Origin of the sequence: Photorhabdus antumapuensis (genome assembly GCF_020387775.1) — a bacterium.
GTDB lineage: Bacteria > Pseudomonadota > Gammaproteobacteria > Enterobacterales > Enterobacteriaceae > Photorhabdus > Photorhabdus antumapuensis.
This window is the reverse complement of record NZ_JAHZMK010000083.1, coordinates 24,498-43,865: the sequence shown is the minus strand read 5'-3', so window position 1 is coordinate 43,865 and position 19,368 is coordinate 24,498. Positions and strand designations below refer to the sequence as shown.

General features: G+C 42.0%; 17 protein-coding genes, 8 tRNA genes and 1 other RNA gene. 17 read left to right on the top strand and 9 right to left on the bottom strand.

The genetic code is table 11. From position 1 onward, the window contains the following. Nucleotides 1–6 precede the first annotated feature (6 nt). Together cysA and cysM are read left to right on the top strand one after the other, a co-directional pair. Nucleotides 7–1,095, top strand: a complete 1,089-nt coding sequence (cysA, locus tag KZ793_RS22010) for a sulfate/thiosulfate ABC transporter ATP-binding protein CysA (protein ID WP_225817215.1) — start codon at nucleotides 7–9, stop codon at nucleotides 1,093–1,095. 138 nt (nucleotides 1,096–1,233) lie between these two features. Further along, entirely contained in the window at nucleotides 1,234–2,115 is an 882-nt protein-coding gene (gene cysM, locus KZ793_RS22005; RefSeq protein ID WP_225817214.1) for a cysteine synthase CysM, read from the top strand. A gap of 169 nt (nucleotides 2,116–2,284) precedes the next feature. Here the strand turns inward: cysM and crr are convergent, their stop codons facing one another. From crr to cysZ, 5 genes are all read right to left on the bottom strand, one after another. Then, on the bottom strand, nucleotides 2,285–2,794 hold the full coding sequence (gene crr, locus KZ793_RS22000; protein ID WP_011145700.1) for a PTS glucose transporter subunit IIA: 510 nt from the start codon (nucleotides 2,792–2,794) through the stop codon (nucleotides 2,285–2,287). Between the two features lie 48 nt (nucleotides 2,795–2,842). Next, the gene (ptsI, locus tag KZ793_RS21995; protein ID WP_225817213.1) at nucleotides 2,843–4,570 is read right to left on the bottom strand and encodes a phosphoenolpyruvate-protein phosphotransferase PtsI; all 1,728 of its coding nucleotides are present in this window, start codon (nucleotides 4,568–4,570) and stop codon (nucleotides 2,843–2,845) included. 309 nt (nucleotides 4,571–4,879) lie between these two features. Continuing rightward, entirely contained in the window at nucleotides 4,880–5,137 is a 258-nt protein-coding gene (gene ptsH / locus KZ793_RS21990; RefSeq protein ID WP_021323875.1) for a phosphocarrier protein Hpr, read from the bottom strand. Between the two features lie 551 nt (nucleotides 5,138–5,688). Further along, on the bottom strand, nucleotides 5,689–6,642 hold the full coding sequence (gene cysK / locus KZ793_RS21985; RefSeq protein WP_225817212.1) for a cysteine synthase A: 954 nt from the start codon (nucleotides 6,640–6,642) through the stop codon (nucleotides 5,689–5,691). Nucleotides 6,643–6,756: 114 nt separating this feature from the next. Next, nucleotides 6,757–7,527, bottom strand: coding sequence for a sulfate transporter CysZ (gene cysZ, locus KZ793_RS21980; protein WP_225817211.1), 771 nt, complete (start codon nucleotides 7,525–7,527; stop codon nucleotides 6,757–6,759). 220 nt (nucleotides 7,528–7,747) lie between these two features. Between cysZ and zipA the strand changes: the two genes are divergently transcribed. The 4 genes from zipA to KZ793_RS21960 all read left to right on the top strand — a co-directional run bounded on the left by zipA (nucleotide 7,748) and on the right by KZ793_RS21960 (nucleotide 12,459). After that, nucleotides 7,748–8,659 carry a cell division protein ZipA gene (gene zipA, locus KZ793_RS21975; RefSeq protein WP_225817210.1) on the top strand — a complete coding sequence of 304 codons (912 nt, stop codon included), beginning with the start codon at nucleotides 7,748–7,750 and terminating at the stop codon, nucleotides 8,657–8,659. A gap of 61 nt (nucleotides 8,660–8,720) precedes the next feature. Continuing rightward, nucleotides 8,721–10,739 carry an NAD-dependent DNA ligase LigA gene (gene ligA, locus KZ793_RS21970; protein WP_225817209.1) on the top strand — a complete coding sequence of 673 codons (2,019 nt, stop codon included), beginning with the start codon at nucleotides 8,721–8,723 and terminating at the stop codon, nucleotides 10,737–10,739. Nucleotides 10,740–10,975: 236 nt separating this feature from the next. After that, nucleotides 10,976–12,160 carry a NupC/NupG family nucleoside CNT transporter gene (locus KZ793_RS21965; protein WP_225817208.1) on the top strand — a complete coding sequence of 395 codons (1,185 nt, stop codon included), beginning with the start codon at nucleotides 10,976–10,978 and terminating at the stop codon, nucleotides 12,158–12,160. Nucleotides 12,161–12,243: 83 nt separating this feature from the next. Then, nucleotides 12,244–12,459, top strand: a complete 216-nt coding sequence (locus tag KZ793_RS21960) for a DUF3820 family protein (RefSeq protein WP_011145708.1) — start codon at nucleotides 12,244–12,246, stop codon at nucleotides 12,457–12,459. Nucleotides 12,460–12,554: 95 nt separating this feature from the next. Here the strand turns inward: KZ793_RS21960 and KZ793_RS21955 are convergent. From KZ793_RS21955 to gltX, 3 genes are all read right to left on the bottom strand, one after another. Continuing rightward, nucleotides 12,555–12,630 (bottom strand) — tRNA-Ala (locus KZ793_RS21955). A gap of 57 nt (nucleotides 12,631–12,687) precedes the next feature. Further along, nucleotides 12,688–12,763 (bottom strand) — tRNA-Ala (locus KZ793_RS21950). A gap of 201 nt (nucleotides 12,764–12,964) precedes the next feature. Then, entirely contained in the window at nucleotides 12,965–14,377 is a 1,413-nt protein-coding gene (gltX, locus tag KZ793_RS21945; protein ID WP_225817207.1) for a glutamate--tRNA ligase, read from the bottom strand. 271 nt (nucleotides 14,378–14,648) lie between these two features. On the opposite strand from gltX, the gene KZ793_RS21940 reads away from it, so the two are divergent. The 7 genes from KZ793_RS21940 to KZ793_RS21910 all read left to right on the top strand — a co-directional run bounded on the left by KZ793_RS21940 (nucleotide 14,649) and on the right by KZ793_RS21910 (nucleotide 15,533). After that, a tRNA-Val gene (locus KZ793_RS21940) sits at nucleotides 14,649–14,724 on the top strand. 30 nt (nucleotides 14,725–14,754) lie between these two features. After that, nucleotides 14,755–14,830 (top strand) — tRNA-Val (locus KZ793_RS21935). A 45-nt stretch (nucleotides 14,831–14,875) separates the two neighbouring features. Further along, nucleotides 14,876–14,951 (top strand) — tRNA-Val (locus KZ793_RS21930). A gap of 43 nt (nucleotides 14,952–14,994) precedes the next feature. Beyond that, nucleotides 14,995–15,070, top strand: a tRNA-Lys gene (locus KZ793_RS21925). Nucleotides 15,071–15,107: 37 nt separating this feature from the next. After that, nucleotides 15,108–15,183, top strand: a tRNA-Lys gene (locus KZ793_RS21920). Between the two features lie 37 nt (nucleotides 15,184–15,220). Further along, nucleotides 15,221–15,360 (top strand) — tRNA-Lys (locus KZ793_RS21915). A 48-nt stretch (nucleotides 15,361–15,408) separates the two neighbouring features. Beyond that, nucleotides 15,409–15,533: non-coding RNA, RtT sRNA (locus KZ793_RS21910), on the top strand. Between the two features lie 70 nt (nucleotides 15,534–15,603). On the opposite strand, the gene nadS is transcribed toward KZ793_RS21910, so the two are convergent. Next, nucleotides 15,604–15,888, bottom strand: a complete 285-nt coding sequence (nadS, locus tag KZ793_RS21905; RefSeq protein WP_225817206.1) for a NadS family protein — start codon at nucleotides 15,886–15,888, stop codon at nucleotides 15,604–15,606. Between the two features lie 260 nt (nucleotides 15,889–16,148). On the opposite strand from nadS, the gene KZ793_RS21900 reads away from it, so the two are divergent. The 4 genes from KZ793_RS21900 to seqA all read left to right on the top strand — a co-directional run bounded on the left by KZ793_RS21900 (nucleotide 16,149) and on the right by seqA (nucleotide 19,337). Further along, nucleotides 16,149–16,451, top strand: coding sequence for a hypothetical protein (locus KZ793_RS21900; protein ID WP_225817205.1), 303 nt, complete (start codon nucleotides 16,149–16,151; stop codon nucleotides 16,449–16,451). Beyond that, nucleotides 16,448–16,801 (top strand): hypothetical protein, encoded by a 354-nt coding sequence (locus KZ793_RS21895; protein ID WP_139656378.1) that lies wholly within the window; start codon nucleotides 16,448–16,450, stop codon nucleotides 16,799–16,801. The genes KZ793_RS21900 and KZ793_RS21895 overlap by 4 nt, the downstream gene beginning before the upstream one ends. Nucleotides 16,802–17,010: 209 nt before the next feature. Further along, the gene (gene glk / locus KZ793_RS21890) at nucleotides 17,011–17,976 is read left to right on the top strand and encodes a glucokinase (protein WP_225817204.1); all 966 of its coding nucleotides are present in this window, start codon (nucleotides 17,011–17,013) and stop codon (nucleotides 17,974–17,976) included. Nucleotides 17,977–18,812: 836 nt separating this feature from the next. Continuing rightward, nucleotides 18,813–19,337: a replication initiation negative regulator SeqA gene (gene seqA / locus KZ793_RS21885; protein ID WP_225817203.1), complete on the top strand. Its 525-nt coding sequence runs from the start codon at nucleotides 18,813–18,815 to the stop codon at nucleotides 19,335–19,337. Nucleotides 19,338–19,368 lie beyond the last annotated feature (31 nt).

Below are 19,368 nucleotides of genomic sequence, written 5' to 3'. Positions count from 1 at the left end.
CAGAATATGAGTATTGAAATTAACAATATCAGTAAATATTTTGGTCGGACTCAGGTTCTGAGCGATATCACTCTGAATGTTTTTGCTGGAGAAATGGTTGCTCTGCTTGGTCCGTCAGGCTCCGGTAAAACAACCTTGTTGAGGATTATTGCGGGTCTGGAACAACAAACCGAGGGGAAGCTGAGTTTCCACGGGCAAGATGTTAGCCGTATGCATGCTAAAGATCGGCAAGTTGGCTTCGTATTTCAGCATTATGCACTGTTTCGGCATATGACCGTGTTTGATAACGTTGCTTTTGGATTGACAGTATTGCCACGACGTAAGCGTCCGAATATGGCGGCTATCCGCCGTAAAGTTATGGAGTTGTTGGAGATGGTGCAATTGACGCATTTTGCTGAACGCTATCCATCACAACTTTCTGGTGGGCAGAAACAGCGGGTAGCGTTGGCAAGAGCGTTGGCTGTTGAACCACAAATTCTATTACTCGATGAGCCATTTGGTGCACTGGATGCTCAGGTAAGAATGGAATTACGCCGTTGGCTACGCCAGCTCCATGAGGAGCTAAAATTTACCAGTGTCTTTGTCACTCACGATCAGGAAGAAGCGATGGAAGTGGCTGACCGGGTTGTTGTCATGAGGCAAGGAAATATTGAACAGGTAGGTACGCCACAAGATGTATGGCGTTATCCGGCAAGCCGTTTTGTGATGGAGTTCTTGGGTGAGGTCAATCATTTTAGTGGTGAAATTAAAGGCTCTCAGCTGTTGATTGGCGGACAGCACTTGCCTCTCAATGTGACGCCAATCCATCAGGGGAATGTTGATGTATTCCTGCGTCCGTGGGATATCATGATGAACTCGCAACCGACACTTTCCAGTCCATTGCCAGTACAGGTGACAGAGGTCAGTCCTAGAGGGCATTTCTGGCAGCTTTCTGTTCAGCCTTTAGGCTGGCATCATGAGTCGGTTGCTGTTGTTTGGTTTGATGAGACTTCAGTACCCACAAGAGGAAACCGTTATTTTATTGGTGGTACTGAAGCGCGTTTATATGCGGGTGATAAACAATTACAAACCCTGAGTTTAGCCCAAACTGCCTGATAATTATTTGGATTTGGTTGGTACCATTTTGCTCATCTGCTTACCGCCAGGGATGGGCATTTTTTATTTAAGGTCTTGCGATATATTTCTGAATATGGTTATTTCGCATTTCTATTAAATAAAATTTGGGTAATAGCTGTGGCAAGCTTGGAACATTTTATAGGTAACACCCCGCTAGTAAAATTACAACAAATCACCGATAAGCTGGGGGTGGAAATATGGGTGAAGCTTGAAGGTAATAATCCGGCAGGCTCGATAAAAGACAGAACAGCGCTATCAATGATTCAGCAAGCTGAATTGCGGGGTGAAATTTCTCCCGGTGACGTATTAATTGAAGCCACTAGCGGAAATACGGGTATTGCGTTGGCAATGATTGCCGCAGTAAAAGGTTATCATCTTAAATTACTGATGCCTGATAATATGAGCCTTGAGCGTCAGGCTTCTATGCGAGCTTATGGCGCAGAACTGATTTTGGTGAGTAAAGCCGTGGGCATGGAAGGTGCACGTGATTTAGCTCAGCAAATGGAGCGTAATGGTGGAGGTAAAGTACTTGATCAATTCAATAACCCGGATAATCCTTTAGCGCATTTTACGACCACAGGGCCGGAAATTTGGCAGCAGACGCAAGGGCGTATTACGCATTTTGTTTCCAGTATGGGAACGACGGGAACCATTACCGGTGTTAGCCGCTATTTAAAAAGCCAATCTAACAATGTGCAGGTTATTGGCCTACAACCCGCTGAAAACAGCCATATTCCAGGTATTCGCCGTTGGTCGCCGGCTTATTTGCCCGGCATTTTCCGCAAGGAGTTAGTTGATCAAGTGTTGGATATCACTCAGAAAGAAGCAGAAGATACCATGCGTTTATTAGCTCAGAAAGAAGGGATTTTCTGTGGGGTTAGTTCCGGCGGAGCTGTTGCCGGAGCATTAAGTGTTGCGGCACAAAATCCAGGGGCTGTCATTGTTGCCATTATCTGCGACCGTGGTGATAGATACCTTTCTACTGGAGTATTTAATTAATCTGGTTATGCATTCAGCGTGAGTAGAGTACAAGAAGCGGTAAGCTCTGCTCACACTTGCCAATTCCTAAATAGAAAACGATGTAAATTGAAGATAAGGGATAAAAAAACAGCCGTGATTGTCGGCCGTTTTTTAATATGAAAATGGTATTGTGACAGTTAAAGTATTGCTACTTTTTAATACGCATAATGGGTGTTTCACCCACAGTGACAGAACCACTCAACTTGGATAACTCTTTAATCTCATCCATGTTGGAAATAACAACAGGTGTCAGGGTCGATTTTGCTCTCTCTTCAAGGAATTTAAGATCGAATTCCAAAACTAAATCACCTTTTTGTACACGCTGACCTTCTTCAGCAATACGTTTAAAGCCTTCGCCTTTAAGCTCAACCGTATCAATACCAAAATGGACAAATAGCTCAATACCGCTGTCCGATTCGATAGAAAATGCATGGTTGGTTTCAAATATTTTACCGATTGTTCCATCAACTGGTGCAACTATCTTGTTGCCGGCGGGTTTTATAGCGATACCGTCGCCGACAATTTTCTCGGCGAAGACAACATCTGGAACATCTTCAATATTGACAATCTCACCAGATAAAGGTGCGATAATCTCAATAGTGCCGCTGTTTTTTTTATCATCTGAAACTAGAGATTTCAGTTTATCAAACAGACCCATGAATCTTCTCCTAATTGTTTATACTGGACCGCGTTTTAACCGATATTGTTAGCAAAGTGTTTTTTCTTTGATGAAGGTATCAACCAATTCTATCAACCCTTTAGCGGTAGACTGAGAAAGTGCTTGCTCAGCTAGCGCTTTTGCATCTTCGTAACGAGTATTACGAATGATTTTCTTGATGCGGGGAATAGAAATCGCACTCATACTAAACTCATCCAGCCCCATGCCTAATAGCAACAAGGTAGCACGTTCATCACCTGCAAGCTCGCCACACATCCCCGTCCATTTACCTTCAGCGTGTGAAGCATCGATGGTTTGCTTAATCAGGCTCAATACTGCTGGTAGCATCGGGTTATAAAGATGAGAAATCAACTCGTTACCACGGTCTACAGCAAGAGTATACTGAGTTAGATCGTTTGTCCCAATACTGAAAAAGTCAACTTCTTTTGCCAGGTGATGAGCAATAACTGCTGAAGCGGGTGTTTCTATCATCACACCCATTTCGATTGCTTCATCGAATTTTTTACCTTCTTCGCGAAGCTGGCCTTTCAGCAATTCAAGTTCTACTTTCAGTTCCTGTACTTCTTCTACAGAAATAATCATTGGAAACATAATACGTAATTTACCGAAAGCAGATGCACGTAAGATAGCACGTAACTGAGAATGTAAGATCTCTTTTCGATCAAGGCAAATACGAATTGCACGCCAACCAAGGAATGGGTTCTCTTCTTTCGGTAGATTCATATAGGGCAGATTTTTATCACCACCGATATCCATCGTACGTATAATAACCGCTTGGCTACCCATTGCTTCGGCAACAGCTTTATAAGCTTGGAATTGTTCTTCTTCTGTTGGCAGCGCATCACGATCCATAAACAGAAATTCTGTACGGTATAAACCGACACCTTCGGCGCCATTGAGTTCAGCGCTGATCACATCACGGATGGTACCGATATTGGCACAGACTTCGACCTGATGACCATCAAGAGTCATTGCCGGGAGATCTTTCAACTTTGCAAGTTCAGCTTTTTCTGACAGATATTCGTTTTTGGTCTTTTTTAGCTGTTCAATTTCTGAATCAGACGGGTTGATGTAAATATGGTTATTTACCGCGTCCAGGATTAGGTAATCACCATTCTGGATTGTCGTCGTCGCCTGGGTGGTACCCACGATCGCTGGTAGTTCAAGAGAGCGGGCCATGATTGACGTGTGGGAAGTTCGGCCCCCTAAATCGGTAATAAAGCCGAGTACTTTTTCCAGATTGAGTTGTGCGGTTTCAGATGGGGTCAGGTCGTTGGCAACCAGAATGACTTCCTCTGAAATTGAGCCAAGATCAACAATGGGCATACCCAGAATGTTTTTCAGCAAGCGTTTACCGATATCACGCACGTCTGTGGCACGTTCTTTCAGGTATTCATCATCTAATTCTTCAAGGGCTTTGGCCTGGGTTTCAATAACAGAATAAACCGCGGCATCTGAGGTTTTGAAATCGTTTTTGATTAACGCAATAATTTCTTGCTCAAGTTCTTCATCTTCCAATAGCATGATATGCCCTTCGAAGATTTCAGCTTTTTCTTCTCCGAGGTTTTTTGCTGCTATGTTCTTGATGATTTCTAGCTGAGATGAGGCTTTTTCACGACCTTGCTTGAAATGGGAAATTTCTTGTTCGACTTGCTCTTGGCTGATTTTTTTCTGATTGATAATGATTGAGTCTTCTTTCAGTAATAGTGCTTTACCGAAAGCAATGCCTGGTGATACTAATATGCCTGAAATCATGATGTTACCTAACTACTAATAATTATTATTTAAAGAGCCAGCCCACAGATGGTTTGCTGTTTTAGGACATGCATTTAAACTGATATCCCCAGATAAAAGTTTATCCGGGGATGAGGAACGGCTAAGTGAATACCTGTTTATACCCGTTATCTTTCAAGTTGCCTCTTTGTTGGCTGCACTCGCTCACCCCGGTCACATAGTTAGCTATGCTTCCGGGGATTCGCTTCCTTGCCGTCTTGATGCATCTTGAAATCCATAGGGCATATTCACAATCTCTGAATCTTGACTGGCTTTGCGGTTAATGGAAAGTTATTCCAGTTCTGCCATCAATTTAACCAGATGCTCGATTGCTTTTTGCTCATCTTCACCTTCAGCAGAAATGGTCACTACAGTGCCTTGAGTGAGTCCCAAAGTTTGTAGCTTAAATAGGCTTTTGGCACTGGCAGTTTTACCACCGGAAGTCAGTGTGATGTCGGAGGAGAAACTTTTGGCTTCTTTAACAAACTGTGCAGCGGGACGGGTGTGTAGGCCATTTGGCGCAGTAATGGTGACTTCTTGCTGGAACATAACGTTTCCTCAATAACTTAGATTTTTGCTATGTAAGTTAAGAATCTGTAATGGACAAATTTTAACTTGAGTGTTTATTCACTGCCTATCCCATTTAAGACGATTTTATTTATCTAAAGAGAGAACTGAGTAATGTTCTGGTAAAAGCGAATAGCTCTTGAACGCTCTTTAGTACGACCCGTAAGTTCCGGGTCATGTGTTGTGCTGCCTGTATCACTTTTACTGGTAAGAATGAACAGCACTAACGACGTCTACTGAGATAGACTCTCAGGTTGATAATGTAATAAAAATTTTTATTCATTATCAAAAAAATTGTTCTTTCCGATGCTTCTGATTGATAGTTTGAAGTAAAGATAGATCGCGGAACTACTTAACTGAAACTACTACTCCTGCTAATTAATTTCGAGCATCGAAATAATTATTATTGGTTAAATACTAGACCCATTGTAAGAAATCATCTGGCAAAGTGTAAAAATTTGATCTACCACACAGAAAAAGCACCATTTAGGTGCTTTTTTATCAATAAATCTAAGTAACTTACTTAAAAACTTTTATTCATCAGACAAGTCAGTAAACAATACACTGCTTAGATAGCGTTCACCTGATGAAGCCAGAATAACGACGATATTTTTATCTTTATATTCTGGCTCTTGAGAAAGTTTCACCGCTGCTGCAATGGTGGCGCCAGAGGAGATACCTGCCAGAATGCCCTCTTTTACCATAATTTCACGTGCGGTTTTAATCGCTTCCTCGTTGCTAATTTTGAAAACGCGATCAACCAATTTCAAATCAAGGTTATCTGGAATAAAACCCGCACCAATACCTTGGATCTTATGGGGGCCCGGTTTCACTTCTTCACCGGCCAGAGTCTGACTGATAACTGGCGAGTCTTCAGGTTCTACAGCAACCGCAGTAATATTTTTACCTTTGGTGTTTTTCAGGTAACGAGCAACGCCTGTTAATGTACCGCCAGTCCCTACACCGGCAACAAATACATCCACTTCACCGTCAGTGTCTTCCCAGATTTCCGGGCCTGTGGTTTTTTCATGGATTTCTGGGTTTGCCGGATTGCTGAACTGTTGCAGGATAATATAACGATCGGGATCGCTAGCTTTAATCTCGTTAGCTTTCTCAATGGCCCCCTTCATACCTTTAGCGCCTTCCGTTAGTACCAGTTGTGCTCCCAATGCTTTCAATAGCTTGCGGCGCTCAATACTCATGGTTTCTGGCATAGTCAGCGTTAATTTGTAGCCCCGAGCGGCGGCAACATAAGCAAGGGCTATCCCGGTATTACCGCTGGTAGGTTCTACCAACTCTTTCCCTGATTGTAGGATACCGCGTTTTTCAGCATCCCAAATCATGTTGGAACCAATGCGACATTTTACACTAAAACTTGGGTTACGGGATTCTACTTTTGCCAGAATACGCCCATTGCCAAAGTGTTTTAGGCGAATTAACGGGGTACGACCAATAGTCAAAGAATTATCTTCGTAAATTTTACTCATACTCGTCTTTCAACTCCCTTTAGTGATATCCGGTCAACAATACGCCAACAACCGGTTAATGGAAATATAACTTAAATATATTTTTATTGTCTAAAAGAATAACTTAAATGAATATCACGGCATAATACGAGGAGCGTGTTGATCTCGATAGTGATCGACCCACATTGCCGTTGCTGCGCATACGGCAATAGGCATAATCACCAAATTGACAATGGGTATCATTGTTAAAATACTCACTGTTGCGCCAAATTGCAGATTAATTATTTTGTTTTGGCGAAGGGCACTACGCATTGTTGGAAAACTGACTTTGTGGTTATCAAAAGGGTAATCACAATATTGAATCGATAGCATCCAGGCACTGAAAATAAACCAGAGCACAGGTGCAACAGTCTGTCCGATAACAGGAATAAAATAGAGCAGCAATAAGACCAGAGCGCGCGGAATATAGTAGCACAGCTTGACTAATTCCCGTTTCAGGATACGTGGAACATCTTTGAAGAGTGCGATAACGCCGGTATCCGGTGCGGGGATTCCTGTTAAATCCGCTTCCAGTTTCTCCGCTAGTAGACCATTGAATGGTGCTGCGATAAAATTCACTATTGTGCTGAAGAAGTAAGTAAAAATCAGCAAAACAGAGATCACGGTCAGAGGCCATAAAATATAACTGAGCCATTGCATCCAATCCGGTACTTTGTTCACTATCCAAGGGATCCAATTCTCCAGTTTCTGGTAGAGCCACCAAAATGAACCACCGAGAAACAAAATATTTGCCAACAAAGGCAATAAGACAAATCTTTTAATGCCTGGGCGAGTCATTAATTTGCAACCTTGCACCAAATACTGAAAGCCGCTCAAATTTTTTGGCGATTTTGTCAAATTCAGCATACTTCCTATTCTCTCCTGTGTGATTGAAACGCTATCATATAGGCAGGATTTTCGACTGACTAGTATTGTTCTGTATAAAAAAAATGCAAAAGAAGCTTGTTAGGCATTTTTCTGATAAGAAAAGTGTGTATAAGCTTGCACTTGTGTTATTTGACAAATACAGTTAATACAGAAAATATTCCGCCGTGGTGGCATACTTAATTAAACAACAGAGATAGCAATGATGCAGGATTTGCGTCTGATATTAATCATTGTTGGTGCGATAGCAATAATAGCTTTGCTGCTACATGGGTTGTGGACCAGCCGTAAAGAGCGTTCTTCGCTTTTTCGTGATCGCCCAGTTAAACGTCATAAACATGATCGTCAGAATAGTTTCGTCGATGACAGTGATGATGAAGCGTCCGACAATCAGCAAAAGCCTTATGCCCATAAGCAGGTAAAATCTCATCAGGAGTATAAAGCTGAGTCAGCTATTGAGCGTCGTCAGCAAAAGTTGACTGGAATTGATGCTGTAATGCCTGAAGAAAGCGATGATCCGTTGCTGACGGGTCATCAGCCTGAGACGACAGCGAGAAAAGCCGTCGAAGAAGAGCAGGAACCCCAACTCGGTCTGTTTGAATTTGAAGAGCAGAATGAGTCTGAAAGAAACCAATCTGTGATTGAAGGAAAATCTCAGGAGGCGGTTGGCGAAAAAGAAGCTCAGACTAAAGCGAAAGAAATTGTTTTGGTTCTTCACGTAGCAGCGCACCACGGACAGGAGCTGAATGGTGAACCTTTGCTGCAAAGTATTCTACAATCTGGCTTCCAGTTTGGGGAAATGCAGATTTTTCACCGCCACGTGAACCCATCAGGTAGTGGCCCGGTACTGTTTAGCCTGGCAAATATGGTGAAACCGGGCTCATTTAATCCTGAAATAATGGCTGATTTTACGACTCCAGGGGTTTCTATGTTTATGGTGGTCCCTTCTTACGGAGAATCTAGTCAGAATTTTAAATTGATGTTGCAGGCGGCCCAGCGTATTGCTTCTGATGTTGGGGGTGTGGTGCTTGATGATGAGCGAAAAATGCTGACACCGCAAAAAATTGAATTGTATAAGGCACGTATTCGCAGCACACTTGGTGTTCAGGTATAATCAATTTATCGAATGTTCAAGCCCCCGCCAGTCGGGGGCTTTTTATCGCTGGTTATAAATCATGAAATCAACTGCTCAACAAATAGAAAAGCTCAGAACAGCACTGCGTCATCATGAATATCTGTATCACGTCATGGATGCACCAGAGATCCCTGATGCAGAATATGATCGGTTAATGCAGGAATTGAAGGATCTTGAAGAACAATACCCTGAGTTGATTACATCGGATTCACCAACGCAGCGGGTTGGAGCGGCTCCTCTGACGGCTTTTGAACAAGTCCGCCATGAAATTCCTATGTTGTCACTGGATAACGTATTTGATGAAGAGAGTTACCTGGCGTTTGATAAGCGGGTGCGTGACCGCTTGAAAGAGACCCTGGATTTAGCTGTGTGCTGTGAGCTGAAACTAGATGGTTTGGCTGTCAGCCTGTTGTATGAAAATGGTGAGTTGGTACGGGCTGCAACTCGTGGTGATGGTACAACAGGGGAAAATATTACATCCAATATACGGACTATCTGTGCAATTCCACTGCGTCTATTCGGCGAAAATATTCCAGCTCGTATTGAAATTCGCGGTGAAGTTTTCATGCCGCAAAAAGGGTTTGAGAAGCTGAACGAGGAAGCTCGCCGCACGGGTGCAAAAGTATTTGCTAACCCACGTAATGCGGCGGCTGGCTCTCTGCGTCAGCTCGATCCCCGTATTACGGCTAAACGTCCATTGGCTTTCTTCTGTTATGGTGTTGGTGTATTGGAAGGGGGAGAGTTACCGGCCAGTCACTACGAGCGATTGATACAGTTTAAGAAATGGGGATTGCCGGTCAGCGATAAAGTTAAAGTTTGTACCAATAGTCAACAGGTTATTGATTTTTATCATGATATTGTAAACCAGCGTTCCGCATTGGGGTTTGATATCGATGGTGTTGTTGTTAAAGTCAATTCGCTGGAATTGCAGGAAACATTAGGCTTTGTTGCCCGTGCGCCACGCTGGGCCACGGCATTCAAATTTCCTGCTCAGGAGCAAATGACGATTGTTCGTGATGTTGAGTTTCAGGTTGGTCGTACTGGCGCCATCACACCGGTAGCACGTCTGGAGCCAGTGCAGGTCTCTGGTGTAATTGTCAGTAATGCAACATTGCACAATGCGGATGAGATTGAACGTTTAGGTTTGCGGATTGGCGATACGGTTATTATCCGCCGTGCTGGTGATGTGATTCCACAAGTTGTCGGTGTTTTGGAAGACAGAAGGCCGCAGGACAGTAATGAAGTGGTTTTCCCTGAACATTGTCCGGTATGTGGAGCAGATATTGAAAGGATTGAAGGGGAAGCTGTCGCGCGTTGTACGGGGGGATTGGTGTGTGGTGCTCAGCGTAAAGAAGCACTTAGACATTTTGTTTCCCGTCGAGCGATGGATGTTGACGGCATGGGAGAAAAGATTATCGATCAGTTGGTGGATAAAGAGTATGTCGAAACCCCAGCAGATCTTTTCAGACTGACGGCAGGCAAGTTGACTGGGCTTGATCGCATGGGGCCGAAATCTGCCCAGAATGTGGTGGATGCGTTGGAAAAAGCGAAAAAAACCACCTTTGCCCGTTTCCTTTATGCGTTGGGTATCCGTGAAGTTGGGGAAGCGACCGCTGCTAATTTGGCTGCTCATTTTGGCGAACTGGGTAAATTACGTTCCGCTGATGAGGAAGCATTGAAAGAGGTTCAGGATGTTGGCGAAGTGGTGGCAAAACATGTCGTTAACTTCTTCAGTGAACCTCATAACCAAACAGTCATTGACGATCTGATTGATAATATCGGTATCAACTGGGAACCGGTCATCGTAACGAGAACTGAGAAGATTGACAGCCCATTTTCGGGTAAAACAGTTGTATTGACAGGTTCATTGCATCAGTTATCCAGGGATGAAGCCAAAGCTAAACTTATTGCATTTGGGGCAAAAGTGACGGGCAGCGTTTCTAAGAAAACAGATTTGGTGATTGCGGGTGAAGCCGCCGGTTCAAAGTTAGCTAAAGCTAATGAGTTGAATATTCCGGTTATTGATGAAGAAGAAATGATCCGTTTATTGGGTGAATAACTTTTTGTTTACATACTGATTATTGAGAGTTTTTCTCAATAATCAGTCATACGCTATGAAGGTATTTATAAAGCTTATTTTATACGATTCAGCTAAAAATGTGATCAGGCCCATTAAGTAAAGGTTTACAGTAAGAATTATTTCAGTTTAATGTGATACTTATCCTCATTTGATCGCCTTTTATTACATAGAATGCATTTATAAGAGTTCGCTTTCTATCGTGTTTGGAGTGTGATATGTCTCAGATCCTGCATTTCTTTTTAGCTTTGATTGTCATTGGCGGCCTTGCTATTTTGGCAAGTAGTGACCGTAAAAGTATTCGTCCTCGCTATGTTATTCAATTGCTTGTTATTGAACTTATATTGGCTTGGTTTTTCCTGAATTCTGGTATTGGTCAGGAATTTGTCATGGGATTTGCTGGTTTGTTTGAGCATTTACTGAAATATGCGGGTGAAGGGACTGAATTCATTTTTGGCGGCATGATGGATGCGAAACTGGCATTCTTCTTTCTGAATGTATTGTGCCCGATTATCTTTATCTCTGCGCTGATTGGTATTTTGCAGCATATCAAACTATTGCCAATCATCATCCGCGTTATTGGTACTCTGCTGTCTAAAGTCAACGGCATGGGTAAACTGGAATCATTTAACGCAGTCAGTTCTCTGATACTTGGGCAGTCTGAAAACTTTATTGCTTATAAAGATGTACTGGGAAAAATGTCTGAGCGTCGTATGTACACGATGGCGGCAACGGCAATGTCAACGGTTTCTATGTCAATCGTTGGTGCTTACATGACAATTTTAGCGCCTAAATATGTTGTAGCAGCATTGGTGCTTAATATGTTCAGTACTTTTATCATCCTATCATTGATTAATCCGTATGCTGTTGACAGTGAAGAAGATATTCAGATGAACAATCTTCACGAAGGCCAAAGTTTTTTCGAAATGCTAGGTGAATATATTTTGGCGGGTTTCAAAGTGGCGCTTATTGTCGCTGCTATGTTGATTGGTTTCATTGCTCTAATTGCGGCTATTAATGCGTTGTTCAGCATGGTGTTTGAGAAGAGCTTCCAGGAAATGCTCGGCTACGTGTTTTATCCATTTGCTTGGGTGATTGGGGTCCCCACAGATGAAGCATTACGGGTTGGCAGCATCATGGCAACCAAATTGGTTGCTAACGAATTTGTGGCAATGCACAGCTTACAATCAATTGCGACAGAACTTTCTCCTCGTTCACAGGGTATTTTGTCGGTATTCTTGGTTTCTTTTGCAAACTTCTCTTCCATTGGGATTGTGGCAGGTGCGATTAAAGGCTTGAATGAGAAACAGGGTAATGTTGTTTCGCGCTTTGGTTTGAAACTCCTGTTTGGTTCAACGCTTGTCAGTTTCTTGTCTGCGGCTATTGCAGGTTTGGTACTGTAAAAGATAACGTTTTATCGTGGAATATTGCATCATGGATGGTGCAGTTTCCTTTTCACATATTTCTCCTTATAGACGTGCAAATGATGGAAAAAGAAAACCTGATAGAAATAGCTAATACTGCAATGCCGTTCGGTAAATACAAAGGGCGTATGCTCATTGACTTACCGGAAGAGTATTTATTGTGGTTCGCTCGTAAGGGTGAATTTCCACAAGGTAAATTGGGTGCGTTGATGGAGATGACTTTAGCAATAAAACTAGAGGGACTAGATTCGTTGGTGAAACCATTGAAAAAAGGTTAGCCAGGGTTGGCATTTGTTTTTTAAACGATGAGAGTGGTTAGATATGGTAATAACCAAAAGGCCCTGAAAGCATGGCTTTCAGGGCCTGATAATTTTGGTGGAGCTAAGCGGGATCGAACCGCTGACCTCCTGCGTGCAAGGCAGGCGCTCTCCCAGCTGAGCTATAGCCCCACGAGTGTGGTATTTCCTAATTTTAGTACCAAATACCTTGTTTCAATATAAAGGCTTTGGTGGAGCTAAGTGGGATCGAACCGCTGACCTCTTGCATGCCATGCAAGCGCTCTCCCAGCTGAGCTATAGCCCCAATCAAAATCAATGGAACGGGGCGCATAATATGAAACCCTGCAAATACTGTCAACGGCTAACTTATCATTCTCGCAACAAGCGTTGAAAAAGCCATCAATTTTATGATGAGTTAACAAAAATAGAGGTTGAGCAATGGGTTGAATTGATAACAAAAAGGCATCACCTGTGATAAGTGATGCCTTGGGTACATTAATTAGGATTAAATTTCACGTTGAGTAATGAATTCCAGCGCTTGATTGATACGGGATAGAGTACGGGCTTGCCCGATAGCGTGAATAGTGACATCCACACCAGGGGATTGACCTGCACCGGTAGCAGCAACACGCAATGGCATACCAACTTTACCCATGCCGACTTCCAGCTCATCAGCGGTGGATTGAATGGCATGATGAACATTTTCTGGTGTCCAATCAGTAATTGAAGCTAGCTTTGCATGGACAACTTCAAGAGGTTGACGGGCAACTGGGCGTAAATGTTTCTTTGCTGCATCGGCATCAAATGCAGCAAAATCTTCATAAAAGTAGCGGCAGGATTCTGCCATCTCTTTCAGAGTCTTACAACGTTCGCCCAATAATTTAATCAGATCAACCAACTGTGGACCATTACGGGTATCAATACCTTGTTGCTCAATATGCCATGCTAGATGAACGGCAACTTTCTCTGGAGGCAGGGTATTAATATAGTGATGGTTCAGCCATTGCAGTTTTTCTGTATTGAATGCGCTGGCGGATTTATTGATAGCATCCAGGCTGAACAGCTCTGTCATTTCTTCAATGCTGAAAATTTCTTGATCACCGTGCGACCAACCCAAACGAACCAGATAATTCAGCAGTGCTTCTGGCAGGTAGCCATCATCACGGTATTGCATAACACTCACTGCACCGTGACGTTTGGACAATTTTTTACCGTCATCACCTAGGATCATCGAAACGTGTGCATATTCTGGCACGGGAGCGCCTAGTGCTGTCAGAATATTAATTTGGCGAGGTGTATTATTGATATGGTCTTCACCGCGGATGACATGGGTGATCTCCATATCCCAGTCATCGATAACAACACAGAAATTATACGTTGGTGAGCCATCGGTACGACGGATAATCAGATCATCAAGTTCCTGATTACTGAATTCAATTGGGCCCCGGATACGATCATTAAAAACAACAGAACCTTCTTGTGGATTGCGGAACCGGACGACATGGGGTTGAGCGGGGTTATGTTGACATAGATTATCACGGCAACGGCCGTCATAACGCGGTTTCTCGCCATTTGCCATTTGAGTTTCCCGCAACTCTTCCAGACGTTCTTTAGAACAATAGCAGTGATAGGCACTCCCTTGTTCTAGCATTTGATCAATTGCCTGGTTATAACGATCAAAACGTTTCGTCTGATAATAAGGGCCTTCATCCCAATTCAGATTTAACCAGCTCATACCGTCCATAATGGCATTGATAGCTTCCTGAGTTGAGCGTTCAAGGTCAGTATCTTCGATACGCAATACAAATTCGCCTTTGTTATGGCGGCTATATAACCAGGAATAAAGTGCGGTACGAGCACCGCCAACATGGAGATAGCCAGTTGGGCTTGGTGCGAAACGGGTTTTGATTTTACTCATCGGGGATTGCCTTAATTACGTTTCACTTTTCAATGAACGTTATCGGTGATTTAAAGTAATAAAAGTGGGGGGTTATTTTATCACTGCACCTTAATTCCTCAATGCTGTTAACGGGAAGTTATTGAGAAAAGTCAGCGTATTTGTCTAAACTGTACCCTATAGTGATGATAATTATCTCTCCCTTGTTTAATTTTGAGACGAACGATATTTTTCTCTAGAAAAAGCGTTGACTCACTCTGAACTATCCCTATAATGCGACTCCATCACGACGGGGCGATTAGCTCAGTTGGTAGAGCATCTCCCTTACAAGGAGGGGGTCATCAGTTCGAATCTGGTATCGCCCACCATCTCGTTGTGATAAAAATGATTTTATGATTGGGCGATTAGCTCAGTTGGTAGAGCATCTCCCTTACAAGGAGGGGGTCATCAGTTCGAATCTGGTATCGCCCACCAATCATAAATTCAGTGGTATAGAAGCAGTAATAATCATCATGAAGTGGGCGATTAGCTCAGTTGGTAGAGCATCTCCCTTACAAGGAGGGGGTCATCAGTTCGAATCTGGTATCGCCCACCACTTCATTAAGATTGTTTCAGGCGGTATCACGTATCTTTGGTGTGGGTCGTTAGCTCAGTCGGTAGAGCAGTTGACTTTTAATCAATTGGTCGCAGGTTCGAATCCTGCACGACCCACCACGCCAAAAGACACGATTAGAGTAATTCTCCTATAGATGGGTCGTTAGCTCAGTCGGTAGAGCAGTTGACTTTTAATCAATTGGTCGCAGGTTCGAATCCTGCACGACCCACCATGCCAAAAGACACGATTAGAGTAATTCTCCTACAGATGGGTCGTTAGCTCAGTCGGTAGAGCAGTTGACTTTTAATCAATTGGTCGCAGGTTCGAGCCGAGCGAAGCGAGACAACAGCGCGTGAGCGCTGGCCCGAAGGGCGAGGCCGTAGGCCGAGTCATCCTGCACGACCCACCATGCCAAAAGACACGATTAGAGTAATTCTCCTATAGATGGGTCGTTAGCTCAGTCGGTATAGCAGTTGACTTTTAATCAATTGGTCGCAGGTTCGAGCCGAGCGAAGCGAGACAACAGCGCGTGAGCGCTGGCCCGCAGCAAAAAAGTCACGAGCAATGCGAACATTCAAACTATGGCCTCTTGGAAACAGGTAGAACCAAGATGTGGTAAGTAACTTTAGTACTTGTACGGCACATCGGCTAATCAATGAGTCGTCAGAGCCTTATAGAAATTAGGGTTTTCTTGGATGATAGCTAACACCTTTGCCGCTAGTCCTGTCGGGTTTCGACGCTTTTGCTCCCAGCTTTTAATTGTATCAAGGCTAGTGCCTAAAGCCTCCGCCATCTCTGCCTGTGAGATGTTAAGTTGAGCACGGATAGCTTTAACGTCGGCAACTTCGTATCGGGTCACACGTGCTGCGGCTTTATTACCTTGTTTAATTTCAACTGCTTCTTCGAGGGATGCTTTCAATTCGTCAAAAAAACTCATATTACGCCTTATTCTTTTATCGTCGGGTAAACATACTAGTTTCGATAAATTCTATAGCATGACTTACAAATTTATTCTATACCTTGAGCATGAGCTTCATCATTATGTGTATATACAAATTTTACGCTCAAATAATATATCTTATCTATTAATGATACAAAATCCATTGATATTTTATGAGTCATTTTGAGTTGTTTAGATCTGTTTAGCGGTGTATTCTGTATATACAGATTAACCATGAGTTGAAAACACCGAAGCACATGAAGTTCTTGATATCATCAAACATCAGATTGAAATTAGCAGGCAAAAAGCCGCCTGTTAATGAAGAGGATATACTCCAGTGTTTTTCTAATCGGGTTGGACGTTTTCTTGAGGATACAAGGGAAGATAATAAAACTGAGCCACCCACTAAATGGTTTATATCTGAAACTGATTACGGTGTTAAGTTAAAAATAGTCTTTATCTATTATCCTGAAAAAGGGGTTGCTATAAGGACTGCCTATGCACCTAACGAAGATGAATTGAGAATTTACCGAAAATACGGTCTAGGAACAGAGAAATGAGCAGGCAAACTGATAAGCGAGCAAATAACCTGATAGCTTCCACCGATGAAGCATGGGAGAACGGTGAGCTTGGTTGTAGTGAGTCTCACGTTAAAGTATCTGATGATATAACAGAAGATCTGATTAACGAAGTGTTGGAGTTACAGCCCATTTCAATTAGGTTAAATCGATCTCTGATAGAAGACTTGAAAATGATAGCTGACCTTAATGGCTTAGGCTACCAGCCATTGATCAGGCAAGTTTTAAATCGTTTTGCTAATAGTGAGAAAAAACGGGTACTCGCCGAAGCTCACAGCAAAGCAATGAGAAGTGAAAAAAGAAAATCCAGTAAACGTCATAAGGCTGCTTAACTACATAGTCTTAGCTGCATAGTATATAAATGTAAAAAACCAACTGGTGAGGTTGGTTTTTTTGCATTTACCCTTGAATAGTGTGGTTTGCCTTTATGCTATTAATTAACTGCTTGCCAGTCATTCACTGTTAAACGATCTATACCAATAAAGCCGGATGGGATAAGCTTTACCTAATTGTTGTACTAGTTAATTATTAGGATATAAAAATGAACCTCTATGGATTAGTTGCTGATATTGGCGGCACCAATGCCAGATTAGCACTTTGCAATTTGGAAGATGGGGCTATTGATCGAATTGAAACATATAGTGCAAAACAACACACTGGATTAGAATCTATTATCAGTTACTACTTAGCGGAGCAAAAAATAGCAGTAGCTTATGCATGTATCGCTATTGCTTGCCCGATAAATGGTGATTGGGTAGAAATGACCAATCATCAATGGGCATTTTCTATTAGTGAGCTGAAACAGACATTTGGGCTAGAAAAATTAGATGTGATTAATGACTTCACAGCTGTATCTATGGCTATTCCAATGTTGACAGAGGAATACAAGGTTCAATTAGGAGGAGGAGAAGCGGTTAAAGACAAGCCGATAGCGGTTTATGGGGCAGGGACTGGCCTTGGTGTCGCTCATTTGATCAAAGTGGATAAGCAATGGGTCAGTTTACCGGGTGAAGGCGGCCATGTGGATTTTGCAGCGAATAGTGAAGAACAAGATGCAATATTGGCTGTTTTACGGCGTAAATTTGGGCACGTTTCGGTAGAAAGAATCTTGTCCGGTAGTGGGTTGGTAAACCTTTATCAGGCTATTGCCATTTTGGATCATCGTCAGCCAGAAGATTTAGAACCAGAAACAGTGACGCAACGAGCGTTGGATGAAAGTTGCCAATATTGCTATCGTGCTCTGACACTATTTTGTGAAATTATGGGGCGATTTGGCGGAAATTTGGCGCTAAATATGGGGACTTTTGGTGGTGTGTATATCGCTGGTGGTATAATGCCGCGGTTTCTTGATTTCTTTAAGCAATCGAACTTTCTTCATGGATTTGAAGATAAAGGGCGCTTTAAACCGTTAGTACAACAGATTCCTGTTTATTTGATTACTCATCCACAACCAGGATTATTAGGTTCAGGTACCTATTTACGGCAACAACTTTCACTTATTGATTAAATTATAAAGGCAGATATATATTTCAAAATTAATGATTGTATATATCTGCCTGGAATTTTTTAAAATGTCACTATTGCAACTATATATTAATATTAAAATCTATGAAAAATCCATTTTATTTTTAAGTGTTAATGGTTTTATTTATATGGATTAGAGATTTAAGAATAAATTTAAAGAAGAGATATTATGATTTATCCAATTCATGGGTGAAATTATTATCTCTATAATTCACATTGAAAACAGGATATAAAGTTTTAGTTTAAGATCTTAATCCTATAAAATGGAATAATAATGATGTTGCTAATTTTTTTTCATATAATTTATATGGTTACGATTTATCTTGGTAAATCGTGAATATTATACCTAATAGATTTCGAGTTGCATCGCGACGGCAAGGGAGCGAATCCCCGGGAGCATAGATAACTATGTGACCGGGGTGAGAGAGTGCAGCCAACAAAGAGGCAGCTTGAAAGATAACGGGTATATATTTAAATACTTCCCATTTGCTGCTTAATCTCCCTTGATTGAGTTTATTATCGGCAATATTGCAACCAAGTTTTATCATTATTGGGGTGTAATATCAGAATAAATTATTATGTGATTATCAACGCCTAAATAGATGGTATTAAAAGATCGATATGACATTTGACAATGAGATTTATATTCACAATATTTATGTAACTAATTGATTTATTTTAGATGAAAAGCGGATATGTTATTATGCTGTTTTTCATGGTTAAATACTTTTAAGTTATTGAAATTTTAATTGTTTTGTTTTCTCTTTTTATACTTTATAATCTGTCAAAATTTTTTATTTAGAACAGTACTGGATAGAAATGAAAACGATAGAAGTTGATGAAGACCTTTACCGCTATATTGCCAGCCATACACAACATATTGGTGAAAGTGCATCTGATATTTTACGGCGAATGCTAAAATTTAACGCCGAGCAGCCAGTACAAAATGTACAGCCTCTCAGTGCTGTGGAGAAAGCGCCAGTAGCCCGCCCGCGTGATTCTGTCCGTGTGATACGTGAATTGTTACTTTCAGATGACTATTCTGACAAGAAAAAATCTGTTGAGCGTTTTATGTTGATCTTATCTACGTTATACAGCTTGAATAGTGAAAGTTTTTCCCAGACGACTGATGCTATGCACGGCCGCACCCGTGTTTATTTTGCTGGTGATCAACAGACATTGCTCGCCAGTGGTAAACAAACTAAACCTCGCCACATTCCGGGCACACCTTTTTGGGTAATTACTAACACCAATACTGACCGTAAGCGTAATATGGTTGAGCAAATTATGCAGGATATGAAATTCTCAGCCAATTTTATCGACAAGGTGTGTGGCACAATTTAACTGATTAAGGCTGTGCTGACGACAAAGTACA